The 21,817-nt window shown below is 64.4% G+C and carries 19 protein-coding genes and 1 pseudogene; 4 read left to right on the plus strand and 16 right to left on the minus strand.

Annotation, left to right across the window (positions count from 1 at the left end):
- Positions 1-39: 39 nt before the first annotated feature.
- The 3 genes from AC0L2L_RS24590 to AC0L2L_RS24600 form a co-directional block, all read right to left on the minus strand.
- Positions 40-327: a type II toxin-antitoxin system RelE/ParE family toxin gene (locus AC0L2L_RS24590; RefSeq protein WP_473581901.1), complete on the minus strand. Its 288-nt coding sequence runs from the start codon at positions 325-327 to the stop codon at positions 40-42.
- The gene (locus AC0L2L_RS24595; RefSeq protein WP_473581902.1) at positions 327-581 is read right to left on the minus strand and encodes a type II toxin-antitoxin system ParD family antitoxin; all 255 of its coding nucleotides are present in this window, start codon (positions 579-581) and stop codon (positions 327-329) included. Before AC0L2L_RS24595 ends, AC0L2L_RS24590 begins: the two co-directional genes overlap by 1 nt.
- A gap of 173 nt (positions 582-754) precedes the next feature.
- Positions 755-931, minus strand: coding sequence for a hypothetical protein (locus AC0L2L_RS24600; RefSeq protein ID WP_473581904.1), 177 nt, complete (start codon positions 929-931; stop codon positions 755-757).
- A gap of 21 nt (positions 932-952) precedes the next feature.
- Between AC0L2L_RS24600 and AC0L2L_RS24605 the strand changes: the two genes are divergently transcribed.
- Positions 953-1,834, plus strand: a complete 882-nt coding sequence (locus AC0L2L_RS24605; RefSeq protein WP_473581906.1) for a DUF1186 domain-containing protein — start codon at positions 953-955, stop codon at positions 1,832-1,834.
- A gap of 113 nt (positions 1,835-1,947) precedes the next feature.
- Here the strand turns inward: AC0L2L_RS24605 and AC0L2L_RS24610 are convergent, their stop codons facing one another.
- On the minus strand, positions 1,948-5,922 hold the full coding sequence (locus tag AC0L2L_RS24610; RefSeq protein ID WP_473581907.1) for an autotransporter outer membrane beta-barrel domain-containing protein: 3,975 nt from the start codon (positions 5,920-5,922) through the stop codon (positions 1,948-1,950).
- A gap of 616 nt (positions 5,923-6,538) precedes the next feature.
- Between AC0L2L_RS24610 and AC0L2L_RS24615 the strand changes: the two are divergent.
- Positions 6,539-6,634 (plus strand): annotated as a pseudogene (locus tag AC0L2L_RS24615) (SEC-C metal-binding domain-containing protein); the annotation flags it as partial.
- 30 nt (positions 6,635-6,664) lie between these two features.
- Here AC0L2L_RS24615 and recQ read toward each other — a convergent pair.
- Positions 6,665-8,509, minus strand: coding sequence for a DNA helicase RecQ (recQ, locus tag AC0L2L_RS24620; RefSeq protein WP_473581908.1), 1,845 nt, complete (start codon positions 8,507-8,509; stop codon positions 6,665-6,667).
- A 357-nt stretch (positions 8,510-8,866) separates the two neighbouring features.
- Between recQ and AC0L2L_RS24625 the strand changes: the two genes are divergently transcribed.
- Entirely contained in the window at positions 8,867-9,493 is a 627-nt protein-coding gene (locus tag AC0L2L_RS24625; protein ID WP_473581910.1) for a LysE family translocator, read from the plus strand.
- Between the two features lie 165 nt (positions 9,494-9,658).
- On the opposite strand, the gene AC0L2L_RS24630 is transcribed toward AC0L2L_RS24625, so the two are convergent.
- Genes AC0L2L_RS24630 through uxaC form a run of 8 tightly spaced genes read right to left on the minus strand, consistent with a single transcriptional unit; the run spans position 9,659 to position 16,758 of the window.
- Positions 9,659-9,991: a cupin domain-containing protein gene (locus tag AC0L2L_RS24630; RefSeq protein ID WP_473581912.1), complete on the minus strand. Its 333-nt coding sequence runs from the start codon at positions 9,989-9,991 to the stop codon at positions 9,659-9,661.
- Between the two features lie 34 nt (positions 9,992-10,025).
- Positions 10,026-10,793 carry a 2-dehydro-3-deoxy-D-gluconate 5-dehydrogenase KduD gene (gene kduD, locus AC0L2L_RS24635; RefSeq protein ID WP_473581913.1) on the minus strand — a complete coding sequence of 256 codons (768 nt, stop codon included), beginning with the start codon at positions 10,791-10,793 and terminating at the stop codon, positions 10,026-10,028.
- Positions 10,790-11,641 carry a 5-dehydro-4-deoxy-D-glucuronate isomerase gene (gene kduI, locus AC0L2L_RS24640; RefSeq protein ID WP_473581915.1) on the minus strand — a complete coding sequence of 284 codons (852 nt, stop codon included), beginning with the start codon at positions 11,639-11,641 and terminating at the stop codon, positions 10,790-10,792. Before kduI ends, kduD begins: the two co-directional genes overlap by 4 nt.
- 35 nt (positions 11,642-11,676) lie before the next feature.
- The gene (locus tag AC0L2L_RS24645) at positions 11,677-12,450 is read right to left on the minus strand and encodes a FadR/GntR family transcriptional regulator (protein WP_473581916.1); all 774 of its coding nucleotides are present in this window, start codon (positions 12,448-12,450) and stop codon (positions 11,677-11,679) included.
- A 29-nt stretch (positions 12,451-12,479) separates the two neighbouring features.
- Entirely contained in the window at positions 12,480-13,760 is a 1,281-nt protein-coding gene (locus AC0L2L_RS24650; RefSeq protein ID WP_473581918.1) for a TRAP transporter large permease, read from the minus strand.
- Positions 13,760-14,311, minus strand: a complete 552-nt coding sequence (locus AC0L2L_RS24655; RefSeq protein WP_473581920.1) for a TRAP transporter small permease — start codon at positions 14,309-14,311, stop codon at positions 13,760-13,762. The genes AC0L2L_RS24650 and AC0L2L_RS24655 overlap by 1 nt, the downstream gene beginning before the upstream one ends.
- 32 nt (positions 14,312-14,343) lie before the next feature.
- A complete protein-coding gene (locus tag AC0L2L_RS24660) occupies positions 14,344-15,321 on the minus strand; it encodes a TRAP transporter substrate-binding protein (protein WP_473581922.1) in 978 nt (325 codons plus the stop codon).
- A gap of 33 nt (positions 15,322-15,354) precedes the next feature.
- A complete protein-coding gene (uxaC, locus tag AC0L2L_RS24665; protein ID WP_473581924.1) occupies positions 15,355-16,758 on the minus strand; it encodes a glucuronate isomerase in 1,404 nt (467 codons plus the stop codon).
- Positions 16,759-16,949: 191 nt separating this feature from the next.
- On the opposite strand from uxaC, the gene AC0L2L_RS24670 reads away from it, so the two are divergent.
- Entirely contained in the window at positions 16,950-18,461 is a 1,512-nt protein-coding gene (locus AC0L2L_RS24670) for a mannitol dehydrogenase family protein (RefSeq protein WP_473581926.1), read from the plus strand.
- A gap of 167 nt (positions 18,462-18,628) precedes the next feature.
- Here AC0L2L_RS24670 and AC0L2L_RS24675 read toward each other — a convergent pair whose 3' ends face one another.
- The 3 genes from AC0L2L_RS24675 to AC0L2L_RS24685 all read right to left on the minus strand — a co-directional run bounded on the left by AC0L2L_RS24675 (position 18,629) and on the right by AC0L2L_RS24685 (position 21,795).
- Positions 18,629-19,036, minus strand: a complete 408-nt coding sequence (locus AC0L2L_RS24675) for a F0F1 ATP synthase subunit epsilon (protein WP_473581928.1) — start codon at positions 19,034-19,036, stop codon at positions 18,629-18,631.
- 253 nt (positions 19,037-19,289) lie between these two features.
- Positions 19,290-20,843 carry a F0F1 ATP synthase subunit beta gene (gene atpD, locus AC0L2L_RS24680; protein ID WP_473581929.1) on the minus strand — a complete coding sequence of 518 codons (1,554 nt, stop codon included), beginning with the start codon at positions 20,841-20,843 and terminating at the stop codon, positions 19,290-19,292.
- Positions 20,844-20,907: 64 nt separating this feature from the next.
- Positions 20,908-21,795, minus strand: a complete 888-nt coding sequence (locus AC0L2L_RS24685) for a F0F1 ATP synthase subunit gamma (RefSeq protein ID WP_473581931.1) — start codon at positions 21,793-21,795, stop codon at positions 20,908-20,910.
- Positions 21,796-21,817 lie beyond the last annotated feature (22 nt).

Consider the following 21,817-nt stretch of genomic DNA (forward strand, 5'->3'; position numbering starts at 1 on the left):
GTGGCGGACTGCGGAATCACCCAAAACCGTTCCCGCCCATCAGTTTCTCGCCCAATCCTCGTGTCCATGGCGCACGCGGATAATGAGGATGTCACCGTCTTCCTCGATCCGGTAGACGACGAGATGGGCCTTGCACAGATGGACCCGCATCGGCGGCGACAACTCAAATCGCTCCCGCGCGATGCGCGGGCTGGCGGCGATCAGATCGAAGATGGCAAACAATTCATCATGATATTGTCTGGCCTGCTCTGGGCCGAACAGGCGGACACCCTGCTCGGCAATCCCGATAATGTCCTCTTCCGCCGCTATTGAAAGGCGGAACCCCATTATCGATCGCCGCGCGATGCCTCTGCCCGTTTGACCGCCTCTGCAAAAAGCGTGTCCTTGGAGCGCCTGCCGACTCCGCTCTTCAGGCCGTCATCGACAAAGCGCTGCATGGCCGCGATCTTGTCGTTGCGCTCTTGATCCCTGCGGATCAGGTCGCGCACATAGTCGCTCGCATTGGCATAGCGCCCCGTTTGGGTCTGAGCCTCTACCCATTCCTTCATGGGATCGGGCAATGATACGTTCATCGTCGCCACATCGGCCTCCATGCAGACAGTATGGCAGATTTTGACAAATTTTGTCAAAATCTTCGGTGCTACCCTTCGTACATTGCGCCATGCATCGCCTTGGGAAGATAGTCGTAGGCGCGCCTATCACTGCGAACGCCAACCTCTGCAGTCCGCGTATCTTCGGAAACAGGAGCACGTCATCAAAATTGTGGGTGCGGAGCGCGTTCGCCCTGGATGAGGTTTGCAAGGCGAATGATCCGCCATAAATTGGGCTGCGGCGGGCGCGTGAGGATGACATGAAGAAGGAAGAGGCCGAAAAGCTCCTCGGCCGCGGCAGGGACGACTTCGAGCTTGGCCCGATAGAAGACTATCTGCATGCCATAGCGACCGAGCGCGACGTGCCGGATGTGGCGATGGTCCTGTGCACGATCCGGATTGAGGAGTCTGCTCCCCTGCTGCGCGCGATCCTTGATCGCGCCGCCGATGGAGAGCCTCTGTCGGACGAGGACGAGATGCTGGTCTTCAGGGGCCTGCATATTCTTGGCGGCGCCCGCGACAGCCAGGCATGCCAATCCCTGCTGCGCCTGTTGCGCCGCCCCATGGAGGAAACCGACGGGCTGCTTGGCGATGCCGTGACCGAAACCTTGTCGAGCATCGTCGCGGGCGTCTTCGACGGCGATGCCGACGCGCTGTTCGATATGATAGCCGACCGCTCCGTCGACGAATTCATCCGCGACGCAGTGCTTGGCGCTGTGACCTTTTTGACCTGGGACGGCCGTATCGAGCGCGGCCGCACACGGCAGTTCCTTGAGCGGTTCTACCACGAAAGGCTGGCCGACGACTGGGATTGCGCCTGGGTCGGCTGGCTGGAGGCGATCGCCATGCTTGCCCTGCGCGACCTCGTTCCGCTTGTCGACAGCGCCTGGGACGAGGACCGCATACCGGAAGATGCGTTTGATCGCAGCGACTTCGAACGCGATCTGCAGGAGGCCGAGCAGGAACCGGGCGACATCGGCCGGTTCGACCGCGCCAGGCTGAGTTACATCGAGGATGTCCTTGAGTCGCTGGACTGGACTCGCGGCCTTGGCGATGACGACGATTTCGAGCTTGATGAGGACGATTTCGAGCTTGATGAGGACTGGCAACCCTCATTGCCAGAGTCGATCTGGTCGCACGCGAAGCCGGCCACAAATACCTGGCGCGACGTCGGGCGCAACGATCCGTGCCCTTGTGGGAGCGGCAAGAAATTCAAGAAATGCTGCCTCGCAAGCCAACAATAGGACGAGCATGACGCGCCGGCCGATTCGACCTCAACCTGGTCCCCCGGACTGATGCGTCGGAAACCCTTGAGCGGCTACACGCATTATTGGTGCGTCCCGCCGTCGAGCCACCATTACCAGCTGATCCCGACTTTCGCCTTGCCGGCATAGCTCTGGACATTGCCCGAGAACTCACCCTGGAAGCCGAGCGAGGCAAACAGGCCGGAGCGGGATGTGTATGTCGCGCTGGCATTGACGAGCGCGGCGTTGGTGTCCGGCTCGGCGCCGTCGATGGTGAATGTCGCGCCGGGCAGGCTTTGGAACGTCGCCGTCACCTTGCGGTCGGTGCTGCCGTTGATCGCCCAGGCGGCGCGGCCCGACAGCGTCAGCTTCGCGCCATCCTGCAGCGCGATGTCCTTGTCGAGGTTGAGGCCCAGCTCGAAGCGCGTGGCGGTGGTCGTCTGGGATGCGTAGCCGAGCGCGAAGTCGCCGGAGCCGGCGCTGGTCTCGGCATAGCCCGGCAGGTGATAGGCCGTGGCCTGGAAGGCGGCGTAGGGCGTCAGCGCGGCGACCGGCGTGGCGAAGCTGTAGCCGCCCTCGACGCGTCCCGACCAGGTCTGCGCGTTGAAGGAAGCCTTCAGCGTGTCGCCCGGCACGGCCCGGCTGGTGTCGGTGTCGTGGAACCCGTAGGCCAGCGCGCCGGCGACATAGGCGTCGCCAAAACCCTGCCGGCCGAAGACGCCGAGATTGAACGTGCCGGCGTGGCCGGAGCCGAGATCATCAGACAATGAGAAGCTGGACGAGCCGCCGCCGATCGCCACGCCGAGGCGGCTGTCGCCCCAGTTCCTGACGATGCCGCCGGCGACGCCAAAAATATCCGCATTCGTGTCGTGCGAGCCGACGACGGCATCGCCGCCGATCTTCTGCGCACCGCCATAGACGGCGCCCCATGCCTGCCAGCGGCTGGCGAAGACGGAGCCCACCAGGTCGGCCCCCAGCAGGTCGGCATTGTGGCTGGCCTTCATGCCGAGCGCGGCGAACTGGTCCTTGCCGCCGGCCGCCTCTTCTGCCGTATAGGCCGTCGCCGCACCGCCGCCGGCCGTAGCCGCCTCGCCCTGGCCTGCCTGGGCATCGAGCGCGTTGATGAACTGGTCGGCGCTGTCGATGCCGGCATTGGCAACACCGGCCGCCACCTCGCCGGAGAGCTGGGAAAGCCCTTCCGCCGTCAGGCCGCCGAACGCCAGCGGAATGCTGCCATTGGTGTCGAAGGCGTCGATGATGGCGTCACCGACGGCTTGCTGGTTGCCGGAAAGCCCTGTGCCTGGCGGCGGAACGAACGCCAGCGACAGATCGAGATAGGCGTGGGTGTCGTCGTAGCTCAAATCCGCCTTGAAACCGGAAGGCAGGTTGGTGTCGACGAGCGAGCCAAAGGCGTCTTTGACACTGGCCGCGGTCAGGATGGTGTATTGCTTGGCGACATAACCGCCATTGGCGTAGACGGCATTCACCGTCGCCCCGTCGAGCGTCGCCGTGCCGGTGACGTTGGCGAACGACGAGGTCGCCGGATCGAGCTGCACCAGATATTGCGCGCCGGACTGGAACGTCAGATCGCCCGATATCGTCATCGACGTGCCGGGCGTGCCATTGCCTGGCGCCAGAATGCCGCCGGACGCGATGGTCACGGTGTTGGGAGGATCGACAAGGCCGGTGCCGGTCAAGGTGCCGCCGGCGTTCACGGTCACGCTCGATGAGCTGGTGATCGCGCCGTCGACCTCCAACACGCCGCCGTCGATCGTGGTCGCGCCGGTATAGGTGTTGGTGCCGGAGAGAACGAGCGTGCCGGTGCCGGTCTTGGTCAACGAGCCGTGGACGCCGCCGGAGAAACCACCGTCCTGGATCACGCCCGAAAAAATGGTCGAGAGATTGTTGCCGCCGACCGCGAGATCCGCCGCGCCGAGAAAGACACTGCCGTCACCCCCGATCGAACCGACTGTGGTGCCGCCGGTCGTGAGCCCTGAAATATCCAGCAACCCGCTGCCGTTCAGGGTGAAGCGGGCAGTCCCGCCGCTGGCACTCTCGGCTATATAGGCCTGGCCGCCGCCGTTGGTGATGATGCTGGCGCTACCGGCCGTGCTGGTGCTGGTGAAGGCGAGGCCGCCATTGTTGGTGATGTGGGCGCCGCCGGCCGTGCTGGTGCCGAAGAAGGCGAGGCCGCCATCGTTGGTGATGTGGGCGCTGCCGGCGTTTGTTGCGTTGAAGAAGCTCGTCGAGCCGTTGTTGGCGATCGAAGTGATGCCTGTCGTGTCGGCATTGACGATGCTGAATATGGCATTGTTGACCACGGCGCCGACGATTTTGCCGGTATTGCCGGTGTCGCCGAGCTGCAGGGTGCCGGCCGAGATCGTCGTGCCGCCGGTGTAGGTGCTGGTCCCGGTAAGGGTTGTGATGCCGGTGCCATTTTGCGCAACAGAACCGATTCCCGAGATCGCACCGGCGAAGGTGTAGGCGTCGGACCGGTTGAACGCCAGCAGGCCGTTGTCGACAACGTTGCCGACGATCGACCCGCCGGCCCCGCCATTGCCGAGCTGCAGCGCGCCGGCAGCGATTGTCGTCCCGCCGGAATAGGTGTTGGCGCCGGTGAGGATCGTGGTGCCGGTGCCGATTTGCGCAACCGAACCAGTTCCCGAGATCGCGCCGGCGAAGGTATAGCTGTCCGACCGGTTGAAGATCAGCGTCCCATTGTCGGCGACGTCGCCGAGGATCGAACCGCCGGCGCCGCCATTGCCGAGTTGCAGCGCGCCGGCTGCGATCGTCGTCCCGCCCGAATAGGTGTTGGCGCCGGTGAGGATCGTCGTGCCGGTGCCGTTTTGAGCGAGCGCGCCGGTGCCGCTGATGGCGCCGGCGAACGTATTGGTGTCGGACCGATTGAAGGCCAGCAAGCCGTTGTCGAGCACGTCGCCGACGATCGATCCGCTGGCGCCGCCGTTGCCGAGTTGCAGTCTGGCCCCGGCATCGATCGTGGTGCCGCCGGTATAGGTGTTGGCGCCCGAGAGTATCTGCGTCTGTGCGCTGGGAAACACATGGAGCGCACCAGTTCCGGTGATGGCGCCGGCGAAGTTGGTCCCTCCGCTCAGGTACAGTGTGGCGCCCCCGGTTGTGATCGTGCCGCTGCCGAGGAGGGTGTTCACGCTTGTGTTGAAACCGTTCAGGTCGAGCGTGGCGCCGCTGTCGACCGTCGTCGAGACTCCGTCGGCGAGGAATCCGGTGCTGAATGCGAGACTGCCAACGCGTAAGGTGCCGCCGGCCACCTCATAGGTGTTGCTAAAAAGTTGGCCGAAGCCCACCGACGTCGGCGCGAACACCACCGTGCCGGTGTCGGTCGCGGAGCCGATCTTCATGTTCGCGTCGCCGCCGATGCCAAGAAAGCCATCCAGCGTCAGCGTCTGTCCCGCCGCCGCACCGAACGTCGCGGTAGCCCCATCGTTTATCGCGATGTCGTTCGTCAGCGTCGCCGTGGCATTCGCGCCGAGCGTGCCGCTACTGGTGAACGTCACAGTGCCGGTTCCGAGCGCTCCGCTGGCCCCGATGCGCAGCGCGCCGCCGGCGATATTGGTCCCGCCGGCATAGGTGTTGTTGGTGTGATTGAGAACGACAGAACCGGGGCCGGCCACGGTCAGTGCGCCGGCGCCAGTGACCAGGCCGTCGACCGTCAGATGTGCCGCGAAGCTGGCGGTGGTGACCACCGTATTGGAATTCAGTAGCAGCGTTGCCGTGGTCGCAAAATCGGCTGCGAAATTGACGCTCTGCACATTGATCGCAGCCGACCCCGAACTGACCTCCATGGTCAGTGTTCCCGCTTGCAGGTTATAACCGCTGTTGGCGATGGAACTATCGAGGTTTAGCGTGCCGACCTTGTACGGACCGCCGGTCAGAACAACGGCGTAGTTCCAGTTTGGAACGACCGCGTTGAAAGTCGCGGTTACATCGGACGCATTGGGAAAGCTGGCCGGATTCCAGTTCGCCGAATCGCTCCAGTTTCCATTGCCATTGGTGGTAATCCAGGTGCTGTCAGCCGCCGCCGGCAGTGAGGCCGCCAGCACGGCCGCCATGGAGGTTGAGGCAAGAAGAACTTTCGCACGAGCCGCTCGACGAGCCGCGCCCGAAAATATCACGCCAGACATGCCTTGCCCTCACAAAAGACCGTCGCGCGCCCTACCGGCGCAACAACATCGGCAAGCTGCGCCGACTGCAACGACCCAAGGCGTGTCTCATCACGATTATGAAGGCTTTGAAAGAGAACCCGTGCGCCACTTGCAATAGAGAGGCCAACTATAGTCGAGGGCAAGAGTTGTCCCCGCGCCATTCCGCTTTTCATCAAGCATGTTGCCTGCGGGCAACAGGCACCGGAAGGTAACTAAAGCTTTACGTGTCAGGTATATTAGCGCTAGCTGTTGAAAGCTGGATGGTTTCGCGTAGAATTTTCGGTGAGGTTTGACGATTGAGGCACCATAAAAAAAGAAGACTTGGAAAAACTCCTCGCCAATGGCAGCGACAACTTCGAACTGTTCCCGATAGAAGACTGCCTTCATGCCGTAGCGACGACAGGTGCCGGATCTCGCAATCGGCCTGTGCACGATCAGGATCGAAGAATCCGGTCCCGCGTTGCGCGCGGTCCGAAGACGGCAGCCGCCTTTGCCGCTGGCGTGGGCGAGCCCGACGGAATCGGTGGTCAATCCTTGGCGCGACGTCGGGCGCAACGATCCGTGCCCTTGCGGCAGCGGCAAGAAATTCAAGAAATGCTGCCTCGCAAGCCAACAATAGAACGAGCATGATGCGCCGGCCGCGTCTGCCTTAACCTGGTCCCCCGGATTGATGCGTCGCGATCGCTGCGAGAAAAACCTCCCCGAACTCCTTCAGCTTCGCCGCACCGACGCCATTCACCTCGGCGAAATCGTCGAGGTCGCGCGGGCGGCGCTCGGCCATGTCGATCAGCGTGCGGTCGGAGAACACCACATAGGCCGGAACCTGGCGCTCCTTGGCGAGCCGCAGCCGCAGCGTCTTGAGCGCTGCCAGCAAGGAAGCGTCCACGCCCTCGCCGCCCGTGGCGGAGCCCTGCGCGGCGCGCTTCCTGCCGCGCGCCAGCGGATCTCGCGTCTCGACGCGGTACTGGAATGCCACCTCGCCACGGCCGAGCGCGCGGCCGCTTTCGGAGATGGCGAGCCCGCCATGGCCGTCGGGATCAGGCACCAGGAAGCCGCCGGCGACAAGTTGCCTCATCAGCGACATCCACACCGCCTTCCTGTGCGCGATGCCGGTTCTGAAGCTGGCGAGCTTTTGATGGCCTCTCGCCAGCACCTTTTCGGTCTCATGGCCAAGCAGGATGTCGATGACATGGGCGGCGCCGAAGCGCTCGCCGCTCTGCGCGACCGCGGCAAGGATGATCCGCGCCTCCGTCCCGCCATCCGCGCGCGGCGCCTGGTCGAGGCAGTTGTCGCAATTGCCGCAGGCCTGCGCCTCCTCGCCGAAATAGCCGAGCAGCACCTGGCGCCGGCACTGCGCCGTCTCGCAATAGCCGATCAGCGTGTCGAGCCGGCGATGCGCCCGCCTTTTGTGCTCGGGCGAGGTATTCTCGTCGTCGATGAACATCCGGCGCGTGCGGATGTCGCCGGGGCCGTAGAGCATATGCGCCTCCGCCGCCCGTCCGTCGCGTCCGGCGCGGCCGATCTCCTGGTAATACGCCTCCAGGCTGCCCGGCAGATCGGTATGGAAGACATAGGCGACATCGGGCTTGTCGATACCCATGCCGAAAGCGATGGTCGCGACCATGACGACGCCGGAGAGCGTCATGAACGCGTTCTGGTTCGCTTCACGCGCCTCCTTGCTCATGCCGGCATGATAGGCAAGCGCGCGCACGCCGTTCTTCTCCAGGAAAGCCTCCATCTCCTCCGTCTTGCGGCGCGACAGGCAATAGATGATGCCGCTCTTGCCCTGGTGACGCTCGACGAAGCGCAGCAGCTGGCGCTTGCTGTCCTGCTTGGCCTCCATCGCCAGCTTGATGTTGGGCCGGTCGAAACCCAGCACCAGGGTCTCGGCGCGCCCGGCAAACAGCCGCGCTTCGATATCGGCGCGCGTCGCTTCGTCGGCCGTCGCCGTCAGCGCAATGATCGGTACGTCGGCAAACAGCCCGCGCAATCGCGACAGATCCTCATATTCGCGCCGGAAGGCCGGTCCCCATTGCGAGATGCAATGCGCCTCGTCGATGGCGATCAGGCCGACGTCGAGCCGCGACAGCGCCTCGAGCATCCGATCCGTCATCAATCGCTCCGGCGCCATGTAGAGCAGCCGCGTCTGCCCGGCCGCCACGCGGCGCCAGGCCGCGACATTGGCCTCGCGGTCGAGCGCGGAATTGATCGTCTCGGCGGCCACGCCGGCAAGGCGCAAGGCGGCGACCTGGTCCTGCATCAGCGCCACCAGCGGCGAAACCACGATGGTAAGCCCGCCTTTGACCAGCGCCGGAACCTGATAGCAGAGCGATTTGCCCGCACCGGTCGGCATGACCGCCAGCACATGGCGCCCGGCAAGCAACGCCTCGATGACAGCGGCCTGTCCGGGGCGGAAGTCGTCGAAACCGAACACGTCCTTCAGGACACGCCGCTCGTGATCCTCGGCCCGCATGCCGGCTGCCTGTGCCGGCATCAGGCTGACACCGAGGAATTCGTTTTCGGGAGGATGTTAAGACCAGCCAAGTGATTCACCGCGTGATGCCTTGGAGTAGCGCAGCCGTCATCCGGCCACAACCGCGCTTTGCGGGAACCTGTCGCCTCGCGCCAATGCATGTCGCCCCGAAGTGTGCAGCGGTTCTGGGACAACGACATGCATAAGAACAAAAACTTAAAGCGTGTCGCCTGAATCCGTTTCAGCGCGACACGCTTTATGTCGTCATCGGAAAGCCATCGCTGGCATATCGGCCTGAGAGTCCCGCCGGCGTATTCTCCGATGCTACAACGTCCAGCCGCCTGACACCGCGGCGGTCGACGCAAAAGGAGACTTCGCATGATCGACCCCGCCACGCTCGTCACCTACGTCGCGGTCGTGTTCGGCTTTGTCTTCATCCCGGGACCCGCCACGCTGCTTACGGTCGCGCGCGCGACCAGCTCGGGCACGAAGGTCGGCATTGCCACCGGCGCCGGTGTCGCCGCGGGCGACGTGATCCACACCATCATGGCCATTGTCGGCATCTCGGCCATAATCGCCGCGTCGGCGATGTTGTTCAGCATCATCAAATATATCGGCGCGGCCTATCTCGTTTATCTCGGCATCCGCGCCATTCTCGAAAAGGCGCCGGCCGATCTGGCGGGCAGATCGCTGCCCATCTCGGCCGGCAGGGCCTTCCGGCAGGCGATCCTGACCGAGGTGCTCAATCCGAAGACCGCTTTGTTCTTCCTGGCCTTCCTGCCGCAGTTCGTGCACCCGCAAGGCGGTTTCGTGATGCTGCAGCTGATGGCGTTGGGCATCATCTTCGTCCTGCTCGGGCTCTTCAGCACGGTCGTCTTCGCCGTCAGCGCGGGCGGCCTGGGTTCCTTCCTGCGCCGCAATCCGGCAGTGCTGAAATGGCAGGGCAAGGTGGTCGGCGGCATCTATTGTGGGCTCGGCGTTCGGCTTGCCCTGCAGCAGCGCTGAACTTGCACGGGCTTGGCGATATCCGGCCGTTAAACTTATCTTTACCCTGCTGCGGCACCGTCGCTCTTCTCTGCGGCGGTGTTTTGAGTACCGCAGCGGCGCCACAAGCGCCCAGGCAACAAACCCGCGCTTAACGGCGCGGGTTTTCCTTTGAATGGCTGACCCTCAACCGAGGAAGTCCGCCCGGCAAGGCGCAAAGCTGTCGACCAGCCGCCCGGCCTCCAGCGCCTTGACGCCATGCACGAGATTGGACGGCACGATGAAGCTGCTTCCTGTTTCCAGCACCTCCGATCGGCCGTCGATAGTGACCTCGAAGCGGCCCTCGGCGACATAGCTTGCCTGCACATGCGGATGCGAATGCAGAGCGCCGACGCCGCCCTTTTCGAAGGCGAACTCGACCATCATCAGTTCATCGGTATGCACCAGCACGCGCCGTCGGTTGCCGTCCGGCGTCGGCTCCCAGGCCTTCTCGCCTGCATGGGAAAAAATCTCGGTCATCGCTTGGCTTCCATTCGAAGTTGGCAGGAAACGGTCACCGCGCCAGCCAGCCGCCGTCGACCGGCATCGCCGTGCCGTGCACGTAGTCCGACGCTGGAGCGAGCAGGAACACCGCCGCGTCGCCTATATCGCCGGGCTGGCCCCAACGCCCGGCCGGGATGCGCCCGAGGATGGCGGCGCTCCGATCGGGATCGGCGCGCAGGGCTTCGGTGTTGTTGGTCTCGATATAGCCCGGCGCGATCCCGTTGACATTGATGCCTTTCGCCGCCCACTCGCAGGCGAGCAGCCTTGTGAGGCCGAGCACGCCATGTTTCGAGGCCGTATAGGAGGCGACGCGGATGCCGCCCTGGAAGCTCAGCACCGAGGCGACGTTGACGATCTTGCCGCGCCGCCCTGGTTGCGCCAGCACGCGCCTGGCAAAACCCTGGCAAAGGCGAAACACCGTCTTCAGGTTGATCTCCATCACCTCGTCCCAATCGGCTTCGGTAAGGTCGACCGCGTCCGCGCGCCGGATGATGCCGGCATTGTTGACCAGTCCGTCGAGCGGGCCGCTCTGCGCCCAGACCCGGTCGAGCATGGCGGCTGCCGCGGCCGGATCGCCAAGATCGGCCTTGACCGCCTCGAAGCTGCCGCCCGCCGCCGCGACTTTTTGTGCCGTATCGTCCATGGGCGAGCGGCCGACGCCGACGACAAGGCCACCGGCGCGCGCCACCGACACGGCGATGCCTTGCCCGATACCGGTGTTGGCGCCAGTGATGAGGATGCGCTTTCCGGTGAGACTGAAGGCGGAAAGATCGCTCACCGGAGCTGGTCCATCGTCACCGGGTCGACGTCGGTGTAGTCGACATTGTCGCCTGCCATCGCCCAGATGAAGGCATAGTTGGATGTGCCGGCGCCGGAATGGATCGACCAGCCGGGCGACAGCACCGCCTCCTCGTTGCGCATGACGATATGCCGCGTCTCGTCCGGCTCCCCCATGAAATGGAAGACGCGCTGGCCCTCCGCCAGATCGAAATAGAGATAGGCTTCCATGCGCCGGTCATGCACATGGCAAGGCATGGTGTTCCACACCGAGCCGGGCGCGAGTTGCGTCATGCCGACGACGAGTTGGCACGTCTTGACGCCATCGGCATGGATGAACTGGAAGATCGAGCGTTCGTTGCTGGTCGCCTGGCTGCCGAGGTCGAGCCGCTTGGCGTCGCCGATGCGGATCAGCTGGCCGGGATAGGTCTGATGCGCCGGCGCGCTCAGCAAATAGAATTTTGCCGGCTTGTCCGGGTCCGCCGAGGCGAACGAGACTTCCTTCGTACCCATGCCGAGATAGACCATGTCGCGCGCCGCCATCTCATAAGGCAGGCCATCCGCCGTCACCGTTCCTGCGCCGCCGATATTGACGGCGATCAGCTCGCGGCGGTCGAGAAATGCCTCGGTGCCGGTCGGCTTGATCGCTTCGAGCGGCAGGATCTTATCGGTCGGCATGGCGCCGCCAACGATCATGCGGTCGTAATGGGTGTAGGTCAGGCTGACGGCATCGGACTGGAACAGCCCTTCGATATGGAAATGGTGGCGCAGCTCGTCGGTGCCCATGGCTGCGGCGGCGGTGGGATCGATGGCGAAGCGCGACGAAAATTCGGTGTGTTTGTGGTCCATTTTACCTTGCTCGCCATTTTACCTTGCTCGAATGATCACTCGGTCGCCGCGGCTTTCACCGATTTGGCGTAATAGGCCTGTCGTGCCTGCAGCCGCTCGCGATAGCGCTGCTGGCTGCGGGTGAGATGCGCGCGCATCGCCTCGCGCGCGGCACCGGCATCTCCGGCCGAGATCGCATCGAGGATGACGAGATGCTCGCGCTGCAGGCCGCGTTGGTAGTCGTCCGACTGGACGAGCTCGGTCGACCAGGGCGAGGTCACGTCGCAGGGAATGGCCCGGCGTCCAAGCACGTCGAGCATCTCGACATAGAACGGGTTGTTGGTGGCGCTGGCGATCGCCCGGTGGAAAGCGAGATCGGCCGGGCCGGTCGGCTGGCTGGCGAGCAGGAGCCGCTCGAACTCGAAGAAAGCCTCCTGGATCGCGGCCTCCTGCGCGGCATTGCGGCGGATGGCGGCAAGGCCTGCCGATTCGATCTCGATGGCGAGCCGTACCTCGAGCACATTGAGCGCGATCGAATCCTTGCTGCCCATGTCGGCGGCCAAAACGCCCAAGGTCGTGGAAATATGCTCGCTGACGAAGACGCCGGCGCCTTGCCGCGGTTCGACCAGGCCATCGGCGGCAAGCTTGGCCAGCGCCTCGCGGATGACGGTGCGGCTGACCCCGAACGTCTCGGTCAGCTGGCCCTCGGTCGGCAGCTTGTTGCCGGGCGGGATCCCGCCCGCCAACAGCTGCTTGCGGATCGCCGCGACCACCGTCTCCGACAGTTTCGGCTTCCGTTCGATCCTGAGATCCGTTGCGACCGTGGACACCTGAGTGACTCCTGATGGAAAAGGCCCCGTTAGTGGAAAAGGCTTGGCAGCCACAGTGATATTTCCGGCACATAGGTGACAAGCATCAGCACCGCGAAGGCCGCCCCGTAGAACGGCCAGATCGACCGCATCGCCGTCCAGATCGGGATGCGGCCGATGGCGCAGCTGACGAAAAGCACCGCGCCCACCGGCGGCGTGCACAGGCCGATGCCGAGATTGAGGATCAGGATGACGCCGAAATGCACCGGGTCGACGCCATAGGCCATGACCACCGGCAGGAAGATAGGCGTGGTGATGATGATCAGCGGCGACATGTCCATGAAGGTGCCGAGGATCAAAAGCACGACGTTGATCAACAGCAGGATCACCAGCCTGTTGTCCGACACCGATTGCAGGAACGCGACGAGCGCCGCCGGGACCCTGAGATAGGCGAGCAGCCAGCCGAAGGCCGCCGCGCAGCCGATGATCATCAGCACCATCGCCGTGGTGCGCACCGCCGCGGTGGTTGCGGCGACGAAGTCGCTCCAGCTCATCGAGCGGTAGATGATGAGCGTCACCAGGAAAGCGTAGACGATGGCGATGCAGGAGCTTTCCGTGGCGGTGAAGATGCCGGACCGGACGCCGCCGAAGATGATCGCAATCAGGATAAGACCGGGAACGGCGGCAACGAGCAGCTGCAAGGCGCGCCCGAAGCCGGCGAAGGGCTCGGTGGGATAGCCGCGCCGGCTGGCAACCCAGTAGGCGGTGACCATCAGCGACAGCGCCAGCAGCAGGCCTGGTATGACGCCGGCGGTGAACAGGTCGGCGATCGAGATGCGGCCGCCGGCCGAGATCGAATAGATGATCATGTTGTGCGACGGCGGGATCAGCAGGGCGATGATGGCGCCAACCGAGGTGATGTTGACGGCATAGTCGATGCCGTAGCCGCGCGCTTTCATCTGCGGGATCATCAGCCCGCCAACGGCGGACGCATCGGCCACGGCCGAGCCCGAAATGCCGCCGAACATGGTCGATGCCGCTATGTTGACCTGACCGAGCCCGCCGCGCAGATGCCCGACCAGCGAGCCGGCGAGCGCCACCAGGCGCGCCGCGATACCGCCGCGCACCATCAGGTCGCCGGCGAAGATGAAGAATGGGATGGCCATCAGCGAAAAGACGCTGACGCCTGAATTCAGCCGCTGGAACACGACCACCGGCGGCAGGCCGAGCACGATGATCGTCGCGAAACTCGCCACGCCGAGGCAGAAGGCGATCGGCGTGCCGATGATCAGCAGGAAGACGAAGACGCCGAACAGAACCATCAGTGCCATTAAAGACCCTCCTCGCCCGTGGCATACTGGTCAGCATCGACTGGCAGGCCGGCAAAGCGTCCCGCCAGTCGCTCGAGCGAAAACAGGCAGACGAGCGCGCCGCCCAGGATGACCGGCAGGAAGCTGACGCCGCCGGGCAGCGAGAGCGAAGGCATCACCGTGTTCCAGGTCAGTCTCGCCAATTGCACGCCGTAGATGATCATGCCGGCGCCGAACGCCAGCACGACGATGTCGGAGATGCTGCGCAGCACCGCCTTTGCCGAACCCGGCAGGAAATAGAGCAGCACGTCGAAGCCGAGATGGGTGCGCTCGCGCACGCCGACCGCGGCGCCAAGAAAGATGAACCAGCCCATCAGCAGCACCGAGAAGGCTTCGGTCCAGCTTGGCGAGCGGTTGAGCAGATAGCGCGAGAACACCTGCCAGAAGATGATGATCGTCATCAGCGTCAGCCCTGCGCCGCTGATCCACAGCGACAGCCGGGCGAGAGCCGCCAGCATCCGCTCGACGCGCAGCCAGAAGGCGTTCAGCGCCCTGGCAGGTGGCGCGGACATGCCCGCGCCACCCGATGTCTCGTCCATCCTGCTCATTTCTCGGCCTGGATGCGTGCGGCGAGGTCCTTGAGCTCCGGTGTCGCCAGATACTTTTCATAGACCGGCTTCATCGCGTCGATCAGCGGCTGCTTATCGATCTCGCTGACCTTGACGCCGGCCTTCTCGACGATGTCGCGCGACTTCTTCTCCTGCGCGTCCCACAATTCGCGCATCTTGCCGACGCTGTCCTTGGCTGCCTGCCTGACGATCGCCTGGTCTTCGGGCGACAGCTTGTCCCAACTCGCCTTCGACATCACCAGCACCTCCGGCACGATCTGGTGCTGGTCCATCGTGTAGTGCTTGGCGACCTCGTAGTGCTTGGCGGATTCGAAGCTCGGCCAGTTGTTCTCGGCGCCGTCGATGACGCCGGTCTGCAGCGCCGAATAGACTTCGCCATAGGCCATCGGCGTGGCGTTGGCGCCGAGCGCGTTGACCATGTCGACGAACACGTCGGACTGGATGACGCGGAACTTCATGCCCTTCAGGTCGGCGAGCGAGGTAATGTCCTTCTTGGTGTTGTAGAAGGAGCGCGCGCCGGAATCGTAGAAGGCGAGGCCGACGAGGTCATGCGCCTCGAAGGCTTTCAGGATCTGCTCGCCGACCGGCCCGTCCATGACATGGCGCATGTGATCGACCGACCGGAAGATGTAAGGCAGCGACGGCACGGCGGTTTCCGGCACGATGCCGTTGAACGGCCCCATGGAGACGCGATTGAGATCGATGACGCCGGCCTGCGTCTGCTCGATCGTGTCCTTCTCCTCACCGAGCTGGGCCGAATGATAGACCTCGATCGAGTAGCGTCCGTTCGTCCGCTGCTTGATCAGATCGCCCATGTATTTGACCGCCTCGACGGTCGGATAGCCGTCCGGATGCGTGTCCGAAGAGCGCAAGACCGTTTCGGCATTTGCCGCCCCGATCATCAGAGTTCCAATGGCGAATGTCGCCGCCATCAACTTCGAAAAATGCAACATGACTTCCTCCCTTGAAAAATCGTCGGCGCCGGCTCAAAGCCGGTACGCTTTCTTGGCAAGTGTGTAGGCAAGCTCCCGCGCCAGCTCATGCGCCTCCTCCTCGCGCAGTCGATGTTCGGCGACCAGCCGCGCCAGGAACGCGCAGTCGACGCGGCGCGCGACGTCGTGGCGCGCCGGGATCGACGGAAAGGCGCGGGTATCGTCATTGAAGCCGACGGTGTTGTAGAAGCCGGCCGTCTCGGTGGTCATCTCGCGGAAGCGGCGCATGCCTTCCGGGCTGTCGTGGAACCACCAGGCCGGCCCGAGCTTCAGCGCCGGATAGACGCCGGCGAGCGGCGCCAGCTCGCGCGCGTAGCTCGTCTCGTCCAGCGTGAACAGGATGACCGTAAGATCGCGCTCCAGCCCGACGCAGTCGAGCAGCGGCTTCAGCGCCGTCACATAATCGGTCCTGGTCGGGATATCGAAACCCTTGTCGCGGCCGAACTTCTGGAAAACAGAAGGCGAATGATTGCGCCAGGAGCCCGGATGGATCTGCATCACCAGGCCGTCGTCGCGGCTCATCTTGGCCATCTCGGTCAGCATCTGGGCGCGGAACAGCCGCCGCTCGCGCTCATCGCCGGAGCCGCGGCGGATGCGGTTGAACAGCTCCTCGGCAGCCGCGTCGGATAGATTGGCGGTCTCGGCGGTCGGATGGCCGTGGTCGGTGGAAGTCGCGCCGAATTCCTTGAAATAGGCGCGGCGCTTGCGGTGCGCATCGAGATAGCCGGCCCATGTGCCGGTGTCGCATCCGGCGATTTCGCCGAGGCGATCGAGATTGGCCGAGAACCCTTCGAAATCGGGATCGACCACACTGTCCGGCCGATAGGCCGTGACGACGCGGCCGTTCCAGCCGCTGTCGCGGATCATCCGGTGCCATTTGAGGTCGTCGAGCGCACCCTCGGTGGTGGCGATCGCCTCGATGTTGAAGCGCTCGAACAGCGCGCGCGGGCGATAGTCGTCGCGCTGCAGCAGCATCGCGATCGTGTCGTAGCAACGATCGGCGGTGTTTGGGCTGAGCGGCTCGTCGATGCCGAACAGATGCTCGAGCACATGGTCGAGCCACAGCCGCGTCGGCGTGCCGCGAAAGAGATAATAATGCTCCGCGAAACGCCGCCAGATCGTCCGGCCGTCGGTCTCGGCCGGCGCCCCATCGAGCGTCGGAACGCCGAGCTCCTCCAGCCGCACGCCCTGGCTGAACAGCATGCGGAAAATGTAATGATCCGGCACGATCAGCAATTGCGCCGGATCGGGAAACGGCTCGTTGAGCGCATACCAGCGCGGGTCCGTGTGGCCATGCGGGCTGACGATCGGCAGGTCCTTCACACTCGCGTAAAGGGCACGCGCCAATGATCGCGTTTCCGGCGCGAACAGCAGGTCCGGATCGGTCAATGCAGCCACTCAGCTCCTCCCAGGCTGCACTATTGGTAGATCGCTTGGATGTAATGTCAACATACAAAAATTAGTCTGTTGTATGATGACTTTTGCATAAACTCCGGCCATTGTGCGAGGATAGCGGGGATGGTAACCCGCTGCCGTCCCGTTGCTGCCAGGCTAACGGTTTGACGCGCCGACCGGAGACTCACACGCCGATGAACTGCCGTCTTTCCAGCACCACGATCGCAAAGCTGCCGGGCGCCATAGCCATACCACGCTACGATCGCGCTACAGTGACGCCAGGCATCGTCCATCTCGGTGTCGGTGCCTTTCACCGCGCCCACCAGGCGGCCTATGTCGACGCTTGCCTGGCCGACGACGAAACCGATTGGGGTATTATCGGCGTGTCGCTGCGCAGCCCCGACACGCGCGATGCGCTGGCGCCGCAGGATGGGCTCTATACGCTGGCAATCAGGGACAGCGCGGGCGAACAGCTGCAGGTCGTCGGCTCGATCCAGTCCTTGCTCGTCGCCCCCGAGGACCCAGGCGCGGTGCTTGCCGCGCTGACCGATCCGCGCATTCGCATCGTCACGCTGACCATCACGGAAAAGGCATATCTTCGTGCCGCCGATGGCACGCTGGACGACGCCCATCCCGATATCGTCCACGACCTCGCCAACCCCGGATCGCCGAAGACGGCGCATGGCTTTCTCGCCGAGTCGGCCGCGCGCCGCCGCGCTGCCGGCACGCCTCCCTTTACCGTGCTCTGCTGCGACAACCTGCCGGCCAACGGCGCCACGCTGCACCGGCTGCTGATCGAGTTCGCGAAGCTGCGCGACGCCCATGCCATCGCTGGCGACCAGGCTTTAGCCGGCTATGTCGCCGACGATGTTGCCTTCCCGTCTTCTATGGTCGACCGCATCGTGCCGGCGACCACGGATGCCGACCGGGCGCGCATCGCGCAACAGCTCGGCCTCGAGGACGCCTGGCCGGTGATGACCGAGCCGTTCCGGCAATGGGTGGTCGAGGATCGCTTTCCGGCCGGCCGGCCGGCCTGGGAAAAATTCGGCGTCGCCATGGTCGAGGATGTCGGTCCCTTCGAGGACATGAAGCTCAGGCTGCTCAACGGCGCGCATTCGGGCATCGCCTATCTCGGCCTGCTCAGCGGCCACGCCACCGTCGACCGAGCCTTTGCCGATCCGGCGATCCGGCAATTCGTCGACAGGCTTTGGGCCGAGGCCATCCCAACGCTGCCGCAAGATGCCGGGCTCGCCACAAGCGCCTACACGGCCGAACTCGCCGCGCGCTTTTCCAACACGGCGCTCGCCCACCGCACCGCGCAGATCGCCAATGACGGCAGCCAGAAATTGCCGCAGCGCATTGTTGCCTCCGCCCTTGCCCGGCTGGAGGCGGGCCTGCTGCCGGAACATCTGTCGCTGGTTGTCGCCGCCTGGATCGCCGCATGCGCCGCGCGCGGCAGAACTCTGCCCGAGGGCCACTTCACCGACCCGCTCGATGCCGCCCTCGACGACCTTTTTGGCCGCAATCTGCCGACGGCAGAGATGGCGGCGGCCGTGTTCGACCTCGCCGGCTTTGCTAAAGGCCATGCGGAACGACAGAGATTGGTCGAATTTGTCGCCACTCACCTCGCCTGTTTCAAGCAGGGCGGCCCGGTGCTTGCCTTTGCGGCCTTGGGGATCGGCGACAAGAACGGTACAGCCGAGTAGCGGTTTCCGTAGGACTTGAGGCCAGACAACGAGACGGAGCGGCTCGCCGTTTTCAGCGCAAACAACGAGACGCTCTCGCAAAGCAGCGCGGACTTGTCTCCAAGCCGAACGGGCAAACAAAAAAGCGGGGCAAGCCCCGCCTTTTCAATCCATCGTCGGGAGCCCCGTCAGGCCGGCAGCAGCGCGGCTTCCAGCGTGGTGAGCTGGCTGAGGAACTGCTCGGCCTTGCTGCGGCTCTCGTCGTCCTTGGCGTCGGCGGCGTCTTCCCTGGCCTCCTGGATACGGCGGGTGAGGTCGGCGCGGTCGATATCGCCGACGGCCACCGCCGATTCGGCGAGCAGCGTGCAGCCGGAAGGCAGGATGTCGGCGAAGCCGCCGAACACGACGTAGCGCGCTTCCTGGCCGGCCGCGGTCTTCACCGTGACGACGCCGGGCTTGATCATGGTCATGACCGGAGCGTGCTGGGCCAGGACAGTCATCTCGCCCTCGGCGCCCGGGATGACGACGGATTCGACCTGCTCGGAAACGAGCAGCCGCTCCGGCGAGACCAGTTCAAACTTGAAAGCTTCAGCCATTATTCTACCCGCTCAACCCATTCGGGCGGCACCCACACCGAGTGTATAGTTGCCGTCTTGCTCGTCCGGCTCGTGCAGTTGGATATCTCCACCTGTCCAAGCGTTTCGTGCCATTCGTCTACAATCCACTCCCGGCCGACAAGTGTTTTCAGCGCTGCAGTGTCTGCCTCCGGTAAATCCGAAAGGAACTCGTCGCTAAGCCGGAGTAGTCGGACCCGATCGCCGGAAGCGTATCCGGGTCCGTTGCTGTTCATTATGCCGCTTCAGCCGCCAGGCGCTGCGCCTTTTCGACCGCTTCGTCGATGCCGCCGACCATGTAGAAGGCGGCTTCCGGCAGGTGGTCGTAATCGCCGGCGCAGAGACCCTTGAAGCCCTTGATGGTGTCGGTGAGGTCGACCAGCTTGCCCGGCGCGCCGGTGAACACTTCGGCGACGAAGAACGGCTGCGACAGGAAGCGCTCGATCTTGCGGGCACGGGCAACCGTCTGCTTGTCCTCTTCCGAAAGCTCGTCCATGCCCAGGATGGCGATGATGTCCTGCAGCGACTTGTAGCGCTGCAGGATCGACTGCACCTGGCGGGCGACCTGGTAGTGCTCTTCGCCGACGACCATCGGGTCGAGCATGCGCGAGGTGGAATCGAGCGGATCGACGGCCGGGTAGATGCCCTTTTCCGAGATCGCGCGGTTGAGCACGGTCGTGGCGTCGAGGTGGGCGAACGACGTCGCCGGCGCCGGGTCGGTCAAGTCGTCGGCCGGAACGTAGATGGCCTGCACCGAGGTGATCGAACCCTTGGTCGTCGTCGTGATGCGTTCCTGCAGCGCGCCCATGTCGGTGGCCAAGGTCGGCTGGTAACCCACGGCCGAAGGAATGCGGCCGAGCAGCGCCGACACTTCCGAGCCCGCCTGCGTGAAGCGGAAGATGTTGTCGACGAAGAACAGCACGTCCTGGCCCTGGTCGCGGAAATATTCGGCGACCGTCAGGCCGGTCAGGCCGACGCGGGCACGCGCGCCCGGCGGTTCGTTCATCTGGCCATAGACCAGTGCCGCCTTGGAGCCTTCGCCGCCGCCCTTCTTGTTGACGCCGGACTCGATGAACTCGTGATAGAGATCGTTGCCTTCGCGGGTGCGCTCGCCAACGCCGGCGAACACCGAGAAGCCGCCGTGGGCCTTGGCGACGTTGTTGATCAGTTCCTGGATCAGCACCGTCTTGCCGACGCCGGCGCCACCGAACAGGCCGATCTTGCCACCGCGAGCGTAGGGCGCCAGAAGGTCGAGAACCTTGATGCCGGTGACCAGGATCTGCGCTTCCGTCGACTGCTCGACATAGGACGGAGCTGGCTGGTGGATGGCGCGCATTTCGATGCCGTCGACCGGGCCTTCCTCATCGACCGGTTCGCCGATGACGTTGATGATGCGGCCAAGCATGCCCGGACCGACCGGCACGGTGATCGGCGCGCCGGTGTCGTAGACGTCCTGGCCGCGGACCAGGCCTTCGGTCGAGTCCATGGCGATGCAGCGCACCGTGTTCTCGCCGAGATGCTGGGCGACCTCGAGCACCAGGCGGTTGCCGACATTTTGGGTTTCCAGCGCGTTCAGAATGGCCGGCAGATGGTCTTCGAACTGCACGTCGACGACGGCGCCGATGACCTGGCGAACCTTGCCGGCGGCGCCGACACGCTTCGTCGCAACGCTCGCCGCCTTGGCCGGAGCCGCAGCCTTCTTCGCCGGAGCGGCGGCCTTCGCGGCCGGTGCCGCCTTGGAGGCCGGTGCCGCCTTGGCGGCGGTCTTCGGGGTAGCTGCTTTCGCCATCGTCTTTGCCCTTCTCGTCTATCCGTTGTTCACGCTGCCCGCCGGGAGATCCCGCGCGGCGCGCCTAGAGCGCCTCGGCGCCCGAAATGATTTCGATCAGTTCCTTGGTGATCTGCGCCTGCCGCTGGCGGTTGTAGGTGATCGACAGCTTGTTGATCATGTCGCCGGCGTTGCGCGTCGCATTGTCCATCGCGCTCATCTTGGCGCCCATCTCGCCGGCCGCGTTTTCCAGCAGCGCGCGGAAGATCTGCACCGCGATGTTGCGCGGGATGAGGTCGGAGAGGATTTCGCCCGGCTCCGGCTCGTATTCGTAGACAGCGCCGCCGGCGCCGTTGTCCGTCTCGGCAGTGGCTGAAGCCTGCCCCGCCGGAATGATCTGCTGTGCCGTCGGAATCTGGCTGATCACCGACTTGAACTGGGAATAGAACAGCGTGCAGATGTCGAAGCTGCCGTCGTTGAAGAGGTGGATGACCTTGCGCGCGATCGCATCGGCGTTGACGAAGCCGAGCGTCTTGACCTCGCGCAGGTCGACCCGCTCGAGGATCAGCGAGGCATAGTCGCGACGCAGGATGTCAAAGCCCTTCTTGCCGACGCAGATGATCTTGACCTGCTTGCCGTCGGCGAGAAGCCTGCGGATGTGGTCGCGGGCAAGACGCGCGATCTGCGAGTTGAAGCCGCCGCACAGGCCGCGCTCGGCGGTACAGACGATGAGCAGATGCACGTCGTCCTTGCCGGTGCCGGTCATCAGCGCCGGGGCATCGCCGCCACCGCCGATCGCCTGGGTGATGTTGGCCAGAACCGCGCCCATGCGCTCGGAATAGGGACGCGCCGCTTCCGCCGCTTCCTGCGCGCGACGCAGCTTCGCCGCGGCGACCATCTGCATCGCCTTGGTGATCTTCTGCGTCGCCTTGACCGAGGCGATACGGTTACGAAGGTCTTTTAACGAAGCCATGCTTCAAGCCCGATCCCGTTCG

The organism is Mesorhizobium sp. WSM4832 (assembly GCF_055811115.1).